Origin of the sequence: Haliea sp., from assembly GCF_041395985.1 — a bacterium.
GTDB lineage: Bacteria > Pseudomonadota > Gammaproteobacteria > Pseudomonadales > Halieaceae > Haliea.
The window spans coordinates 735,883-750,105 of sequence record NZ_JAWKZJ010000001.1; the positions used below are offsets into that span (position 1 = coordinate 735,883).

Here is a 14,223-nt window from a genome sequence, read left to right on the forward strand (position 1 = left end):
TCCTGACGTCACATGCCGGATCTGCATCGCGTCTTTCTGGTCGGCCCCATGGGGGCCGGCAAGAGCACCATTGGCAAGTACCTTGCGCGCCAGCTCGGCCTGGCCTTCGCGGATACCGATACCGAGATTGAGCATCGCACGGGCGCTGATATCCCCTGGATATTCGATGTTGAGGGCGAGTCGGGTTTCCGCGACCGGGAACAGCAGGTGGTGGAGGAAATGACGCAGATGGACGACATCGTCCTCGCCACTGGTGGCGGCGTGATCATGCGCGCCGAGAACCGCACGGCCCTGGGAAGCCGCGGCTTCGTTATCTACCTGCACGCAACGGTGGACGAGCAGGTGCGTCGCACCCGCAACGACCGCAAGCGACCGCTGCTGCAGTCAGGGAACCCGGCGACGGTCCTGCGCGATCTGTTCAAGGTGCGTGACCCGCTGTACCGGGAAATTGCCGATTATGTCATCGACACGGACGGCTGCAGCCCGCGCACGGTCGCCCAGCGCCTGATGGAGGCGCTCACCGCCGAGCGCTAAAGACAGGGGGGGATCGCGGGGCTAGCAGCCTGTCGGCCCCAGGCTCATCTGCTGCGGCTGATGGGAATCGGTCCAGAATCCCGCTCGTTTTCGTTAAATAGTCACCACTATTCGCCTCAAACGATCGACATTCTGTCCTCGATTCCCACACGCCTCGCGACGATGCCCTGAGTCCGACAGGCTGCTAGAATAGCAGTCTTTTACCGTGGGGTGCCCTGTGTCCGTCATTATGCATACCGTTCATGTCGATCTGGCAGAGCGCAGTTATCCGGTCTACATCGGCCGCGACCTGTTCTCCGACCCGCAGCTGCTGCGCCAGCACGTTCGCGGCCGCGAGGTGGCCATTGTCAGTAACGTGACGGTAGCGCCCCTCTACGTGCCCCGGCTGCGCGCCGCCCTGGGCGACGGAGGCCGGGTCACCGAGATCATCCTGCCCGACGGCGAACAACACAAGACACTGGCCAGCTTCGAACATATCCTTGAGTGCCTGCTGGCCGATCGCCACAGTCGCAGCACAACCCTGATTGCGGTCGGTGGCGGGGTGGTTGGCGATATCACCGGCTTCGCCGCCGCCTGCTACCAGCGCGGGGTCGAGTTCATTCAGGTGCCAACAACCTTGCTCGCCCAGGTGGACTCCTCCGTGGGCGGCAAGACCGCAGTCAACCACGCCCTTGGCAAGAACATGATTGGCGCGTTCCATCAGCCGCGGGCCGTGTTCATTGACACCAACAGCCTGCACACGCTGCCGGCGCGTGAGCTGTCTGCCGGCCTTGCCGAGGTTATCAAGTACGGCCTGATCTGTGACGCCGACTTTTATGCCTGGCTGCTTGAGGCCATGCCGCGCCTGCTGGGCCGCGACGACAGCGCCCTTGCCGAGGCCATCGAGCGCAGTTGTGCACTGAAGGCCCAGGTGGTGGCGGCGGATGAGCGGGAGGGTGGCGTGCGTGCGATCCTCAACCTGGGGCATACCTTCGGCCACGCCATTGAGACCGCTCAGGGTTACGGCAGCTGGTTGCACGGTGAGGCGGTTGCGGTCGGTATGCTGCTTGCGCTACGCCTGTCGGTCGTCCGGGGCTGGGTAGCTGAGGACGAAGTGTCGCGGCTGGCAGCATTGCTGCGTGAGGCGCGCCTGCCGCTGGATATTCCCGCCGGTATGACGCCAGCGATGTTCATTGACCTGATGGGGCGCGACAAGAAGGTGGTGGATGGCCGTATGCGGCTGGTGTTGTTGCGCGAGATAGGCGACGCCTGCATTGTCGACGACGTGACCGGAGAAGAACTCGAGGGCTTGCTGGGCGCGGCCCAGGCACGTGCGGCCAGCCCCTGTTGAGGTGGTTTGTTCCACACTGCGCAACTGTGTAAAATGAGCTCCCCCTTTCGCCCGAGTGCTGCCGAGGTACGGGGCGTGTCGGTGTAACCGTTTGTTTTTATTACCTATTCTGGACACAGTATGAGTGCAGGCTTGTTTAGCCCTGAAGAATTCCGCGACAACTGTGGCTTCGGCCTGATCGTCCACAGTGCGGGCGATGCCAGCCACCGGTTGCTGCAGACCGCCATTGAGTCGCTGACATGCATGACGCACCGGGGCGGTATCGCGGCGGATGGCAAGACCGGTGACGGCTGCGGCCTGCTCTTGCAGATGCCCGTTCCCTTCATGCGCACGTTGGCGCGTGAGGCTTTCGGCGCCGAACTGGAGGAACCTTTCGGCGTCGGGCAGATTTTCCTGAACCAGGATGAGGGTCGCGCAGCGGCCGCGCGTGCGGGGATGGAGAAGGCGCTCACCGACCAGGGGCTGATCGTTGTGGGCTGGCGGGAAGTCCCGACCGACAGCAGTGTCTGCGGCGAAATTGCTCTCGCGACACTGCCGCGTATCGAGCAGGTGTTCTTCAGTGCTCCGGGCCTCAGTGCCGATGAGCTTTCCACCAAGTTGTTCGTGGCGCGCCGCAAGGCGGAGATCGCCAACGACAGCGACCCGGATTTCTACATCTGCAGCCTGTCGGGCCGCGTGATTGCCTACAAGGGCCTGGTAATGCCGGTAGACCTGCCGCGCTTCTACCACGACCTGGACGACGAGCGCCTGGAGACCGCAATCTGCGTGTTCCACCAGCGCTTCTCCACCAACACTATGCCGCGCTGGCCGCTGGCGCAGCCGTTCCGACTGCTGGCGCACAATGGCGAGATCAACACCATTGATGGCAACCGCAACTGGGCCGAGGCGCGCACGGCGCTGTTCCAGTCAGACCGTCTGCCCAACATCAGCGACATCGCGCCGCTGGTGAATCGCACCGGTTCGGATTCTTCCAGCCTCGACAACATGCTGGATGTACTGCTGACCGGGGGTGTGGACATGCCCCGCGCGCTGCGCATGCTGATTCCGCCGGCGTGGCAGAACATGGAGGACATGGACCCCGACCTGCGGGCCTTCTATGAATATCACTCCATGCACATGGAGCCCTGGGACGGCCCCGCCGGCATCGTGCTGACGGATGGGCGCTATGCGGTGTGTCTGCTGGACCGGAATGGCCTGCGTCCCGCGCGCTGGGTGAAAACCAAGGACGGCTTCATCACGCTAGCATCGGAAGTGGGTACCCACGGCTACCGCAGTGAAGACGTGATCGCCAAGGGCCGTGTCGGCCCCGGGCAGATCCTCATGGTCGACACCCAGACCGGCGAGATGCTGCACACGGCGGATATCGACAACCGCCTGAAGAGCCGCCACCCCTACAAGCGCTGGTTGAAGGAGAACTCCTACCACGTTGAGGGCACCTTCGGTGGTGAGCAGGCGCCGGGCATCGAGCCCGATATGCTCAAGCCCTACCAGAAGATGTTCCAGGTGACCTTCGAGGAGCGCGACCAGGTACTGCGTCCGCTGGCGGAGTCGGGTAACGAGGCGGTGGGTTCAATGGGTGACGATACGCCCATGGCAGTCCTGTCGCGGCAGGAGCGCCCCCTTTATGACTTCTTCCGGCAGAAATTCGCTCAGGTGACGAACCCCGCGATCGACCCCCTGCGGGAGGCGATCGTGATGTCCCTGGAGACCGACCTAGGCGCCGAGAAAAACGTATTCCACGAGGGGCCGGAGCACGCTGACCGGATCATCCTCAGTTCGCCGGTGCTGTCCCAGGGCAAGTTCAATACGCTGCTGTCGCTGAATCGCCCGGGCTTTGATGTCTGCGATATCGACGGCACCTACGACCCGGCCGAGATGAACCTGCAGCAGGCGGTGGCGAAGCTGGTGGATACTGCGGAGCAGGCGGTGCGCAATGGCGCGACCATCCTGATCATTTCCGACCGCTCCATCGCCCCGACGCGCCTGCCGATTCACAGCCTGATCGCCACGGGCGCGGTGCACCATCACCTCATCCGCCAGGGCCTGCGCTGCGATGCCAATCTGGTCATCGAGACCGCGAGTGCGCGGGATTCCCACCAGGTGGCCTGCCTGCTGGGGTTCGGGGCAACGGCGATCTACCCCTATCTCGCCTACAGTGTGCTGGAGGACCTGATACGCGATGGCGAATTGCTCGGTGAACCGAGCACCTGCTACAAAAACTATCGCAAGGGCATCAACAAGGGCCTGCTCAAGATCATGTCCAAGATGGGCATCTCCGCGGTGAGCTCCTACCGCGGCGCGCAGCTGTTCGAGGCAGTGGGTCTGGCGCGCGAGGTGGTGGATACCGCATTCTGCGGCGTGGCTTCGCGGATCGAGGGTGCCGGTTTTGCCGAACTGGAACAGGACCAGCGGCACCTGGCCAAGCTGGCCTGGAACCCGCGCAAGCCGCTGCAGCAGGGCGGCCTGTTGAAATACGTGCACGGGCAGGAATACCACGCCTTCAACCCCGACGTGGTGACCACGCTGCAGCTGGCTGTCGCCACCGGGGACTATGCGACCTATCAACGCTACGCCGAGCTGGTCAACACCCGCCCGGTGGCAACGATTCGCGACCTGCTGCAACCCGTGCTGGCGGAGAAGCCGCTGGACCTCGATGAGGTTGAACCGATCAGCGCCATTCTGCCGCGTTTCGATTCCGCGGGGATGTCGCTGGGCGCACTCAGCCCCGAAGCGCACGAGGCGCTGGCAGCCGCCATGAACCGGCTGGGTGCGCGCTCCAACTCCGGTGAGGGCGGCGAAGACCCCGCGCGCTACGGTACCGAACGCAGTTCCAAGATCAAGCAGATCGCCTCCGGCCGCTTCGGTGTCACGCCGCATTATCTGGTCAATGCCGAAGTGCTGCAGATCAAGGTGGCGCAGGGTGCGAAGCCCGGTGAAGGCGGCCAGCTGCCGGGCGGCAAGGTGAATGAACTGATTGCGCGCCTGCGCTACTCGGTGCCTGGCGTAACGCTCATTTCACCGCCGCCGCACCATGACATCTATTCCATTGAGGACCTGGCGCAGCTGATCTTCGACCTGAAGCAGGTGAACCCGAAGGCGCTGGTGTCGGTCAAGCTGGTGTCGGAACCGGGCGTGGGTACCATCGCCGCGGGCGTTGCCAAGGCCTATGCCGACCTGATTACCATCAGCGGCTATGACGGCGGCACCGCCGCCAGCCCGCTGACCTCCATCCGCTATGCCGGCTCCCCCTGGGAACTGGGCCTGGCTGAGGTGCAGCAAACCCTGCGCGGCAACGGCCTGCGCGGTGCCATTCGCCTGCAGACCGACGGCGGCCTGAAGACCGGTCTGGATGTCGTCAAAGCGGCCATTCTGGGCGCGGAGAGCTTTGGGTTTGGCACCGGGCCCATGGTGGCGCTGGGCTGCAAGTATCTGCGCATCTGTCACCTCAACAACTGCGCTACCGGTGTCGCCACGCAGAACGAAAAACTGCGGCAGGATCACTTCAATGGCACGATCGAGATGGTGACGCATTTCTTCACCTTCATCGCCATGGAAACACGCGAGTGGCTGGCGCGTCTGGGCGTGCCGTCGCTGGAGGCCCTGATCGGCCGCACCGACCTGCTGGAACGGCTGCCCGGCACGACGCCAAAGCAGTCGCGACTCAACCTGGCGCCCATTCTGCACAAGGACGCGAGCTCGGCAGGCCAGCCCGAGTATTGCCAGGTGGTGGCCAACTATCCTTTCGATCGCGCGGAAAAGGCCGAAGCCATGGTGGCTGCGGCGCTGCCCGCCATCGAATCGCGCAGCGGTGGCGAGTACGCATTTGCCCTGACCAACTGCGACCGTTCCATCGGTGCACGGCTGTCGGGCGAAATCGCGCAGCGCTACGGCAATAACGGCATGGAAGACGCACCCATCGTGCTGCGCCTGACGGGCACCGCCGGGCAGAGCTTTGGCGTGTGGAATGCGGGCGGTCTGCACATGTACCTCGAAGGCGACTGCAACGACTATGTCGGCAAGGGCATGGCGGGCGGGAAACTGGTGGTATTCCCCGCGCGTGATGCCAACTTCCGCTCTCAGGATACGGTGATTATCGGCAACACCTGTCTTTACGGTGCCACCGGTGGGCGCCTCTATGCGGCGGGTATCGCCGGCGAGCGTTTTGCGGTGCGCAACAGTGGCGCGCAGGCGGTCGTTGAAGGCGCGGGCGACCACTGCTGCGAGTACATGACCGGCGGCACGGTGACGGTGCTCGGGCCTACGGGCGTGAACTTCGGCGCGGGCATGACCGGCGGCTTCGCCTATGTGCTGGACCAGGACCGTTCCTTCATCGACAAGTACAACAGCGAGCTGGTGGACATCCACCGGGTCAACTCCGAGTACATGGAGCCCTACCGCAACCACCTGCGCACCACGATACGCGAGTTTGCGCAGGAGACCGGTTCGGCCTGGGGTCTGGAATTGCTGGATAACTTTGAGGACTACGTGGGCAAGTTCTGGCTGGTCAAGCCGAAAGCGGCGGACTTCAACCAGCTGCTGTCACGTCTGCGTAACACCGACTAGGCGCCGGGAGGCGAAAGCGTTATGAGCAAGCGTTTGTCGAATGATTTCCAGTTTATCGACGTGGGTCGGACCGATCCCAACAAGAAAAGCGTCGAGACGCGCAAGACAGAGTACGTCGAGATCTATGAATCCTTCACCGCAGATCGGGCGGCGGAGCAGTCGCACCGCTGTCTGGAGTGCGGCAACCCCTATTGCGAGTGGAAGTGCCCGGTACACAACTTCATTCCCAACTGGCTGAAGCTGGTCAGTGAAGGGAACCTGTTCGAAGCGGCCGAGCTCAGCCACCAGACCAACACGCTGCCTGAGGTGTGCGGCCGCGTGTGCCCGCAGGATCGCCTGTGCGAGGGCGCCTGTACCCTGAACGATGGCTACGGCGCCGTCACCATCGGCTCTTCCGAGAAATACATTACCGACACGGCGCTGGCCATGGGCTGGCGGCCGGACATGTCGAAGGTGGTGCCCACCGGCAAGAAAGTGGCCATCATCGGCGCCGGCCCCGCGGGCCTGGGCTGCGCCGATGTGCTGACCCGCGCCGGTGTCAAACCGGTGGTCTTCGACCGCTACCCGGAAATCGGCGGCCTGCTCACCTTCGGTATTCCCGAGTTCAAACTCGAAAAGGATGTCATGGTGCGTCGCCGTGAGGTGTTTGAGGGCATGGGCATTGAGTTCCGCCTGAACACCGAGGTTGGCCGCGACATCAGCGTGGCCGAGTTGATGGAAGAGTACGACGCCGTATTCCTCGGCATGGGTACCTACAAGGCCATGCAGGGTCGCTTCCCCGGCGAGAACCTGCCTGGGGTGCACAAGGCGCTTCCCTACCTGATTAGCAACGTTAACCACAATCGCGGCTATGAGCAGGATCCGTCGGATTACGTGAACCTCAAGGGCAAGCGCGTGGTGGTCCTGGGTGGCGGGGACACCGCGATGGATTGTGTGCGCACGGCGGTGCGCCAGCAGGCGGAGCACGTGATCTGTGCCTACCGCCGCGATGAACTGAACATGCCCGGCTCACGCAAGGAAGTGGCCAACGCCCGGGAAGAGGGGGTGGAATTCCTGTTCAACCGCCAGCCTATCGAGATCGTTGAGTACTTCGGTCGCGCCTGCGGCGTGAAGATGGTGACCACCGAACTGGGCGAGCCGGATGCTGGCGGCCGCCGCCAACCGCAGCCCATTCCGGGCAGCGAGAAGGTGCTGGAAGCGGACGCCGTCATCATTGCGTTTGGTTTTCAGCCCGATCCGCCAGCCTGGCTGCGGGAACTGGGTGTGCAGGTCAACGAGTGGGACGGCGTGATCGCGCCCGAGGAGCAGGCGTACCGTTTCCAGACCACCAACCCCAAGGTGTTTGCCGGTGGTGACATGGTGCGCGGTTCTGATCTGGTGGTCACCGCCATTTGGGAAGGACGCCAGGCCGCCGAGGGCATATTGGATTTTCTCGAGGTCTGAGCCGGCCGTATCCGCCAAACTGCACACGGAGATTCTGTGACCGAACTGAAAAACGACCGTTTCCTGCGCGCCCTGCAACGCCAGCCCGTTGACCGCACTCCGGTGTGGATGATGCGCCAGGCCGGGCGCTATCTCCCCGAATACCGTGCCACCCGCGAACAGGCGGGCTCATTTCTCGACCTGTGCAAGAATGCCGAGCTGGCCTGTGAGGTGACGCTGCAGCCGCTGCGCCGTTACCCCATGGATGCAGCGATCCTGTTCAGTGACATTCTCACCGTCCCCGACGCCCTGGGGCTGGGCCTGTACTTCGAAGAAGGTGAGGGACCGAAATTCCGCAAAACCGTGCGCAATGAAACTGACCTGGCCGGGCTTAACGCCATTACGGCGGCGGATGACCTGGGATACGTCATGAATGCTGTGCGCACCATTCGCCGTGAGCTGAATGGCAGCGTGCCGTTGATCGGTTTTTCCGGCAGCCCCTGGACGCTGGCCACGTATATGGTCGAGGGCGGCGCTTCCAAGGACTTCTCCCAGGTGAAGCGCATGGCCTACGACCAGCCTGAGCTGATGCACCAGCTGCTCGCCCTGCTCGCCGATGCGGTGGCGGATTACCTGACCGAACAGGTCAAGGCGGGGGCCCAGGCGCTGCAGATTTTCGACACCTGGGGCGGCGCACTGAGCGCCGCGGCCTACAAGGAGTTCTCGCTGAAATACATGCAGCGGGTCATCAGCCGACTGCCCACCGAGGCGGACGGACGCAAGGTGCCGGTCATTCTCTTCACCAAGGGCGGCGGTCAGTGGCTGCCCGCCATTGCCGATGCGGGTGCCCAGGCCGTGGGCATCGACTGGACCACGGACATCGGTGCGGCGCGTGCACAGGTGGGTGATCGGGTAGCGTTGCAGGGCAACATGGATCCTTCGATGCTGTATGCCTCGCCGGCGCGGATTCGTGAGGAAGTGGGCAGCATACTGGCGGGGTACGGCCACGGCCCAGGCCACGTGTTCAACCTGGGGCACGGCATCACACCGGGGGTGAATCCCGATCACGTCACCGCGTTTGTGGAGGCGGTGCAGGAGCTGTCGCCCCAGTACCACCACAACGACTGACGGCCTGCTGTCAGCGTCGGCGTTGCGCCTGCGCGGCATCCTCGCAGGCCAGCTCCTGCTCGGGATCGCAGCAGAAGCTGTGGTCCATCTCCAACGCCGGGGATTGCGATGTGGGCTTGCCCACCACCTTGGCCGGCACGCCAGCCACGGTTGTGTGCGGGGGCACCTCGTCCAGCACCACGCTGCCGGCACCCACCTTGGCGCCATCGCCCACCCGGATATTCCCGAGAATCTTGGCACCGGCGCTGATCAGCACGCCGTTGCCGATCTTCGGATGACGGTCACCGTGTTCCTTGCCGGTGCCGCCCAGTGTGACCGATTGCAGGATCGAGACGTTGTCGCCGACCACGGCGGTTTCCCCGATGACCAGGCCGGTGGCGTGGTCCAGCATGATGCCGCTGCCGAGGCGCGCCGCCGGGTGAATGTCCACGGCAAATTCCACGGCAACCCGGTTCTGGAAGAACAGTGCCAGTGAGTGGCGGCCGCGTTGCCAGAGCCAGTGCGCGACGCGGTGGGTCTGCAGCGCGTGAAAGCCCTTGAAGTAGAGGAACGGAATGTAGATTTCCTGACAGGCTGAGTCGCGCTCCTCGACCGCCAGCAGGTCGGCGCGAATGGCCTTGCGCAGGGCGGCATCGTCCTTCAGCGCCTCGAGGATGACCTCGCGCAGCAGCAGGGAGGATACGGTCGGGCTGTCCAGCTGGGTGGCGAGGTGAAAGCTCAGCGCGCACTCCAGGTTGTTGTGATTGAGAATAGTGGCGTGCAGATAGCTGGCGAGGATCGGTTCCTCCGCCGCATGTTGCTGCGTCTCCTGCACTATCCGGTCCCAGACCGGGTCGGCTTTCCTGGTGGCCATGTCAGTTCCTCGTTTCCGGGCGCACACTTTAGCGTATACGAGCCCGGTATCGCCACAGCGCGTGACCGCTGGCCCTGTACTTGGCTTCGAAGCGGGTCAAGGGCGGGCCATCGGGCAGCCGCTGCACAACCCCGTGCACGCCGGCGATGTGCATGGCCACGCCGAACTCCTCGACGTACAGCGGCCAGTTGGAGCGCAGTTCCACCCTGCCGCCCAGGGCCAGGAGGTCGGCAAAACCCGGGTGGCCATGAATCCGGCGCTGCAGATGGCGCGCCTTGGGCCAGGGGTTGGGATACAGCAGGTAGTGGTAGTCCACGCCGCGGCCGGCGCCCGCCAATGCACGCCAGAGGGGCTCGCACTCGGCCTGCAGCAGCAGATACGGCGGATGCTCGTCGTGCTGGTGCAGCGCCAGCCGGTGCGCTGAGCGGTCGATGCCAACCACCAGATGCCCGGGGTGGGCGGCGGCGAGCCGCGCCGTGCTCATGCCGGTGCCGCAGAAGGAATCCAGCACCAGCGGTCGCGAGTCCTCCGCCAGCCGCTGCGCGAGCCTGCGCCAGGCGTCCGCATTGTGCGCCGCCAGCGGCGCCTGGGAGGCGTGCCCAAGGTGCCGGCGCACAGTGTGCACCAGGCGCGGGTGCAGCCCCTGCTGGTTGCTGGTCACCGGGCGGGAGGAAGCTTGCACGCGGGGTCGGCTCCTGTAACAGTGCAGCCAGCGCTTGAGTTGCGCCAGCGGGATTGCCATCATAAATCGCGCCGCCACCACGACCAACCAGGGAATTGTGCCATGCACCAGGATCTGCGCCCGTACTGGCTGAAGCAAATCTACCTGCGCTACCGGCGCTGGTATGCCGACTACTTCCTGCGCCCCCGCTGCACGTCTCTGGGGCCGCATCACACCATCATGAAGCCGTGGTATGTGCACATTTCCGGGGCCAACATCCACATCGGGCGCTGCTTCACCGCCATTGGCGAACCGATGCATCGGGTGCAGATTGGGGTGTGGGGGCGCGAGGCGGGGCAGGGACGCATCCAGATCGGTGACTGTGTGCTCATGAGTCCCGGCGCCCGCCTCAGTGCCAGCGATGAAATCGTGCTCGGTGACGGCGTGATGATGGCCAACGGCTCCTACGTCACAGACTCTGACTGGCACACCCTGTATGACCGCACGGCCCGCGCCCCCGAGCCCACACCGGTGCACATCGGGGACAACGTGTGGCTGGGTGACCACGCGACCGTGCTGAAAGGCGTGACCATCGGCGAAAACAGCGTGGTGGCGGCACAGGCGGTGGTCACCCGGGACGTGCCGGCCAACGTGGTGGTGGCGGGCAATCCCGCGCGCGTGGTGAAAGAGCTGGACCCGGAGCGCGGTTTCACCACCCGCATGGATCTGTTTGCGGACCCGGAGGGCGCCGAGGCGTTTTTCGATGCGGTGGACCGCGAGGTGCTGCGTGGCAACTCACTGCTGCGCTGGCTGTGGTCGGTGCTGTATCCCGCGGGAGCACCCCGGGGCTAGACCCCGGGGCCTACAACAGGCGCAGCGGTTCCTCCTGCAGCGCCGAGAGCTGCTCACGCAGCTCCAGGATGTGGTTGGCCCAGTAGCGCTCGGTGTTGAACCAGGTGAAGCTGCGCGGAAAGGCCGGGTCAGTCCAGCGGCGCGCCAGCCAGGCGGCGTAGTTCACCAGGCGCAACGTGCGCAGTGCCTCTATCCAGCGCAGCTGGCGCGGTGCAAAGTCACAGAATTCGCTGTAGCCCTCAATGAGTTCGGCCAGTTGCAGCTCGCGCTCGTGGCGCTCACCGCTCAGGCACATCCACAGATCCTGCACGGCGGGTGCCATGCAGCAGTCATCCAGGTCGACAAAATGCGCGCAGTCATCGCGCCAGAGAATGTTGCCGACGTGGCAATCGCCGTGCACACGGATCAGATCCCGCTCCTGTACCTCCCCGTAAAGCTGAATCACGGCCGCCAGCAGGTCCCGGGTGAGGCTGTCGTAGGCGGGCTGCAGATCGCGGGGAATGAAGTGTTCCAGCAGATAGTCACGGTTGTGCGTGAGCATGCCGTCAATGCTGAGGGTGGGCCTGTGCCGGAAGCGCGCACTGGCGCCCACCGCGTGGATGCGCCCCAGCGTGCGCCCCAGTACCAGCAGGCTGTCCATATTGTCGAGCTCTGGCGGGTAGCCGCCGCGGCGCGGGAACAGGGCGAAACGAAAGCCGTCATGACGGTGCAGGCTGTTGCCGGATGCGTCGACCAGTGGGGCCACCACCGAGATCTCGGCGTCCTGCAGTTCCAGACTGAAGGCATGCTCCTCCAGAATCTGCGCGTCGTCCCAGCGCCCCGGGCGATAGAATTTGGCGATCAGCGGCTGCCCATCCTCAATGCCGACCTGGTAAACGCGGTTTTCGTAGCTGTTCAGGGCCAGCAGTCGCGCATCGCAGAGGTAGCCTGCGGACTCGACCGCGTCGATGACACAGTCCGGCGACAGGCGATCATAGGGATGTTGGGCTTCGCTCATTGACTCACTCCAGGCAGCGACCGCGACGGGCGGTGCCAGGGGAGCAGTGTATCAGGTCGCCGGTGGTGGAGTCCGGGCGATGCACCAGAGTTGCACATCGGCGGCGCCCGCGTCCTTGAGCAGGCGGGCGATGGTCTCGGCGGTGGCGCCGGTGGTCATGACGTCGTCGACCAGTGCGATGCGGCGTCCCTGCACCGGAGCGCGCAGGCTAAACGCATCGCGCAGGTTGTGCAGGCGCTGCTGTGCCGTGAGGGTCGACTGTGCAGGGACCGCGCGCGGGCGGCGCAGCGTGCGCTCCGCCACTGGCAGCCGCTGCAGGGCGGAGTCGCAGTGCTGCAGCGCCCTGGCCAGCAACGTTGCCTGGTTGAAACCCCGCTGCAGCAGGCGCCGCCAGTGCATGGGCACGGGCAGCAGGAGGTCGCGGTCTTGCGGTGGGTCTACTGCGGCAAGCCAGAGTTCTGCGAGCAGGCCGCTCAGATGTCGCTGGCGCTGGAATTTCCATTGCCCGATGAGGTAGCCCAGGCAGGGCTCGTACACATAGGGCGCGAGCACCCTGTCCAGCGCCGGCGGGCGCTGCGTGCAGGCACTGCACAGGCCGCCGCCGGGGGTAGCCAGCGGCAGGGCGCAACACGGGCAGCAGGGGTGATTGGGCACCAGCTGTGCCGCGCAACAGCCGCACAGCGGCAGGTGGCTGGCGCTGGGCAGCCGACACAGCAGGCACTGCTGCGGGAAGAGGGTATCCGCGAGCAGGCGCGCCCACCTGTTAACCAAGGTGTGCGCCACAGGTTGACAGCGGCGGGGTGCGGCTTATCATGTTGGCTTGCCCACTGTCTCTCTGGATACCTGTCATGAATGCTCCCGCCTCCGCGCCTGCCTCGCTCCGCCACGACTGGAGCCGCGGCGAAATCGAAGCCCTGCTGGCGCTGCCCTTCAACGACCTGCTGTTCAGGGCGCACAGTGTGCACCGCGCCTATTTTGACCCAAACGAGGTGCAGGTCAGCACACTGCTTTCCATCAAAACCGGCGCCTGTCCGGAAGACTGCGCGTACTGTCCGCAAAGCAATCGCTATGACACGGGGCTGGAAGCGGAAAAGCTGATGGAAGTGGAAAAGGTGCTGGCGCAGGCACAGGCGGCCAAGGCCAGCGGCGCCACCCGCTTCTGCATGGGTGCAGCCTGGCGTTCACCCAAGGCCCGCGACATGCCCTACGTGGTGGCCATGGTCAAGGGCGTGCGCGAACTGGGTCTGGAAAGCTGCATGACCCTGGGCATGCTGACCGAGGCGCAGGCGAAGGAGCTGGCCGAGGCCGGGCTTGACTACTACAACCACAACCTTGACACCTCGCCCGAATACTACGGCGAGATCATCACCACGCGTACCTACAAGGACCGGCTGGACACACTCTCCCATGTGCGCGAGGCCGGCATGAAAGTGTGCAGCGGTGGCATCGTCGGCATGGGCGAGTCCCAGCGCGACCGCGCCGGGCTGCTGCAGCAGCTGGCCAATCTGCCCGAGCACCCCGAAAGTGTTCCCATCAACATGCTGGTGCGGGTCGAGGGCACGCCGCTGGCCGATGAGGCTGACCTGGATCCTTTCGACTTTATCCGCACCATCGCTGTGGCGCGCATCCTGATGCCCGCCTCCCATGTGCGCCTGTCTGCCGGGCGTGAATCCATGAGTGAAGAGATGCATGCGCTGGCGTACTTCGCGGGCGCCAACTCCATCTTCTACGGCGAGAAACTGCTCACCACGCCCAACCCGCAGGCCAATGCCGACATGGCCCTGTTCCAGCGTCTGGGTATTCGTCCGGAGCAGCGTGAGGTGGCGAGCGCTCCGCAGGTGCCCACGCCGCAGTTCTACGACGCAGCGGCGGCGCACTAGCCG

The 14,223-nt window shown here is 64.7% G+C and carries 11 protein-coding genes; 7 read left to right on the forward strand and 4 right to left on the reverse strand.

What is annotated here, in order from left to right; translation table 11 throughout:
- The first annotated feature begins 12 nt into the window (after positions 1-12).
- The 5 genes from aroK (at position 13) to hemE (ending at position 8,977) form a co-directional block, all read left to right on the forward strand.
- Positions 13-534, forward strand: a complete 522-nt coding sequence (gene aroK / locus R3E49_RS03400; protein ID WP_371293747.1) for a shikimate kinase AroK — start codon at positions 13-15, stop codon at positions 532-534.
- 229 nt (positions 535-763) lie between these two features.
- A complete protein-coding gene (aroB, locus tag R3E49_RS03405; protein WP_371293790.1) occupies positions 764-1,864 on the forward strand; it encodes a 3-dehydroquinate synthase in 1,101 nt (366 codons plus the stop codon).
- Between the two features lie 120 nt (positions 1,865-1,984).
- A complete protein-coding gene (gltB, locus tag R3E49_RS03410) occupies positions 1,985-6,427 on the forward strand; it encodes a glutamate synthase large subunit (RefSeq protein ID WP_371293748.1) in 4,443 nt (1,480 codons plus the stop codon).
- 21 nt (positions 6,428-6,448) lie between these two features.
- Complete coding sequence (locus R3E49_RS03415; protein WP_371293749.1) at positions 6,449-7,870, forward strand: FAD-dependent oxidoreductase; 1,422 nt, start codon at positions 6,449-6,451, stop codon at positions 7,868-7,870.
- A 36-nt stretch (positions 7,871-7,906) separates the two neighbouring features.
- Positions 7,907-8,977: a uroporphyrinogen decarboxylase gene (hemE, locus tag R3E49_RS03420; RefSeq protein WP_371293750.1), complete on the forward strand. Its 1,071-nt coding sequence runs from the start codon at positions 7,907-7,909 to the stop codon at positions 8,975-8,977.
- 10 nt (positions 8,978-8,987) lie between these two features.
- On the opposite strand, the gene cysE is transcribed toward hemE, so the two are convergent.
- Both cysE and R3E49_RS03430 read right to left on the reverse strand, forming a co-directional pair.
- The gene (gene cysE, locus R3E49_RS03425; protein ID WP_290741417.1) at positions 8,988-9,830 is read right to left on the reverse strand and encodes a serine O-acetyltransferase; all 843 of its coding nucleotides are present in this window, start codon (positions 9,828-9,830) and stop codon (positions 8,988-8,990) included.
- 28 nt (positions 9,831-9,858) lie between these two features.
- Positions 9,859-10,512, reverse strand: coding sequence for a tRNA (guanosine(46)-N(7))-methyltransferase TrmB (locus R3E49_RS03430; protein WP_371293751.1), 654 nt, complete (start codon positions 10,510-10,512; stop codon positions 9,859-9,861).
- Between the two features lie 102 nt (positions 10,513-10,614).
- Between R3E49_RS03430 and R3E49_RS03435 the strand changes: the two genes are divergently transcribed.
- Entirely contained in the window at positions 10,615-11,343 is a 729-nt protein-coding gene (locus R3E49_RS03435) for a DapH/DapD/GlmU-related protein (protein WP_290741421.1), read from the forward strand.
- A gap of 10 nt (positions 11,344-11,353) precedes the next feature.
- Here the strand turns inward: R3E49_RS03435 and R3E49_RS03440 are convergent, their stop codons facing one another.
- Complete coding sequence (locus tag R3E49_RS03440; RefSeq protein WP_371293752.1) at positions 11,354-12,340, reverse strand: serine/threonine protein kinase; 987 nt, start codon at positions 12,338-12,340, stop codon at positions 11,354-11,356.
- A 51-nt stretch (positions 12,341-12,391) separates the two neighbouring features.
- Positions 12,392-13,111: a ComF family protein gene (locus tag R3E49_RS03445; protein ID WP_371293753.1), complete on the reverse strand. Its 720-nt coding sequence runs from the start codon at positions 13,109-13,111 to the stop codon at positions 12,392-12,394.
- Positions 13,112-13,188: 77 nt separating this feature from the next.
- Between R3E49_RS03445 and bioB the strand changes: the two genes are divergently transcribed.
- On the forward strand, positions 13,189-14,220 hold the full coding sequence (bioB, locus tag R3E49_RS03450) for a biotin synthase BioB (protein ID WP_339638649.1): 1,032 nt from the start codon (positions 13,189-13,191) through the stop codon (positions 14,218-14,220).
- The last annotated feature ends 3 nt before the right edge of the window (positions 14,221-14,223 follow it).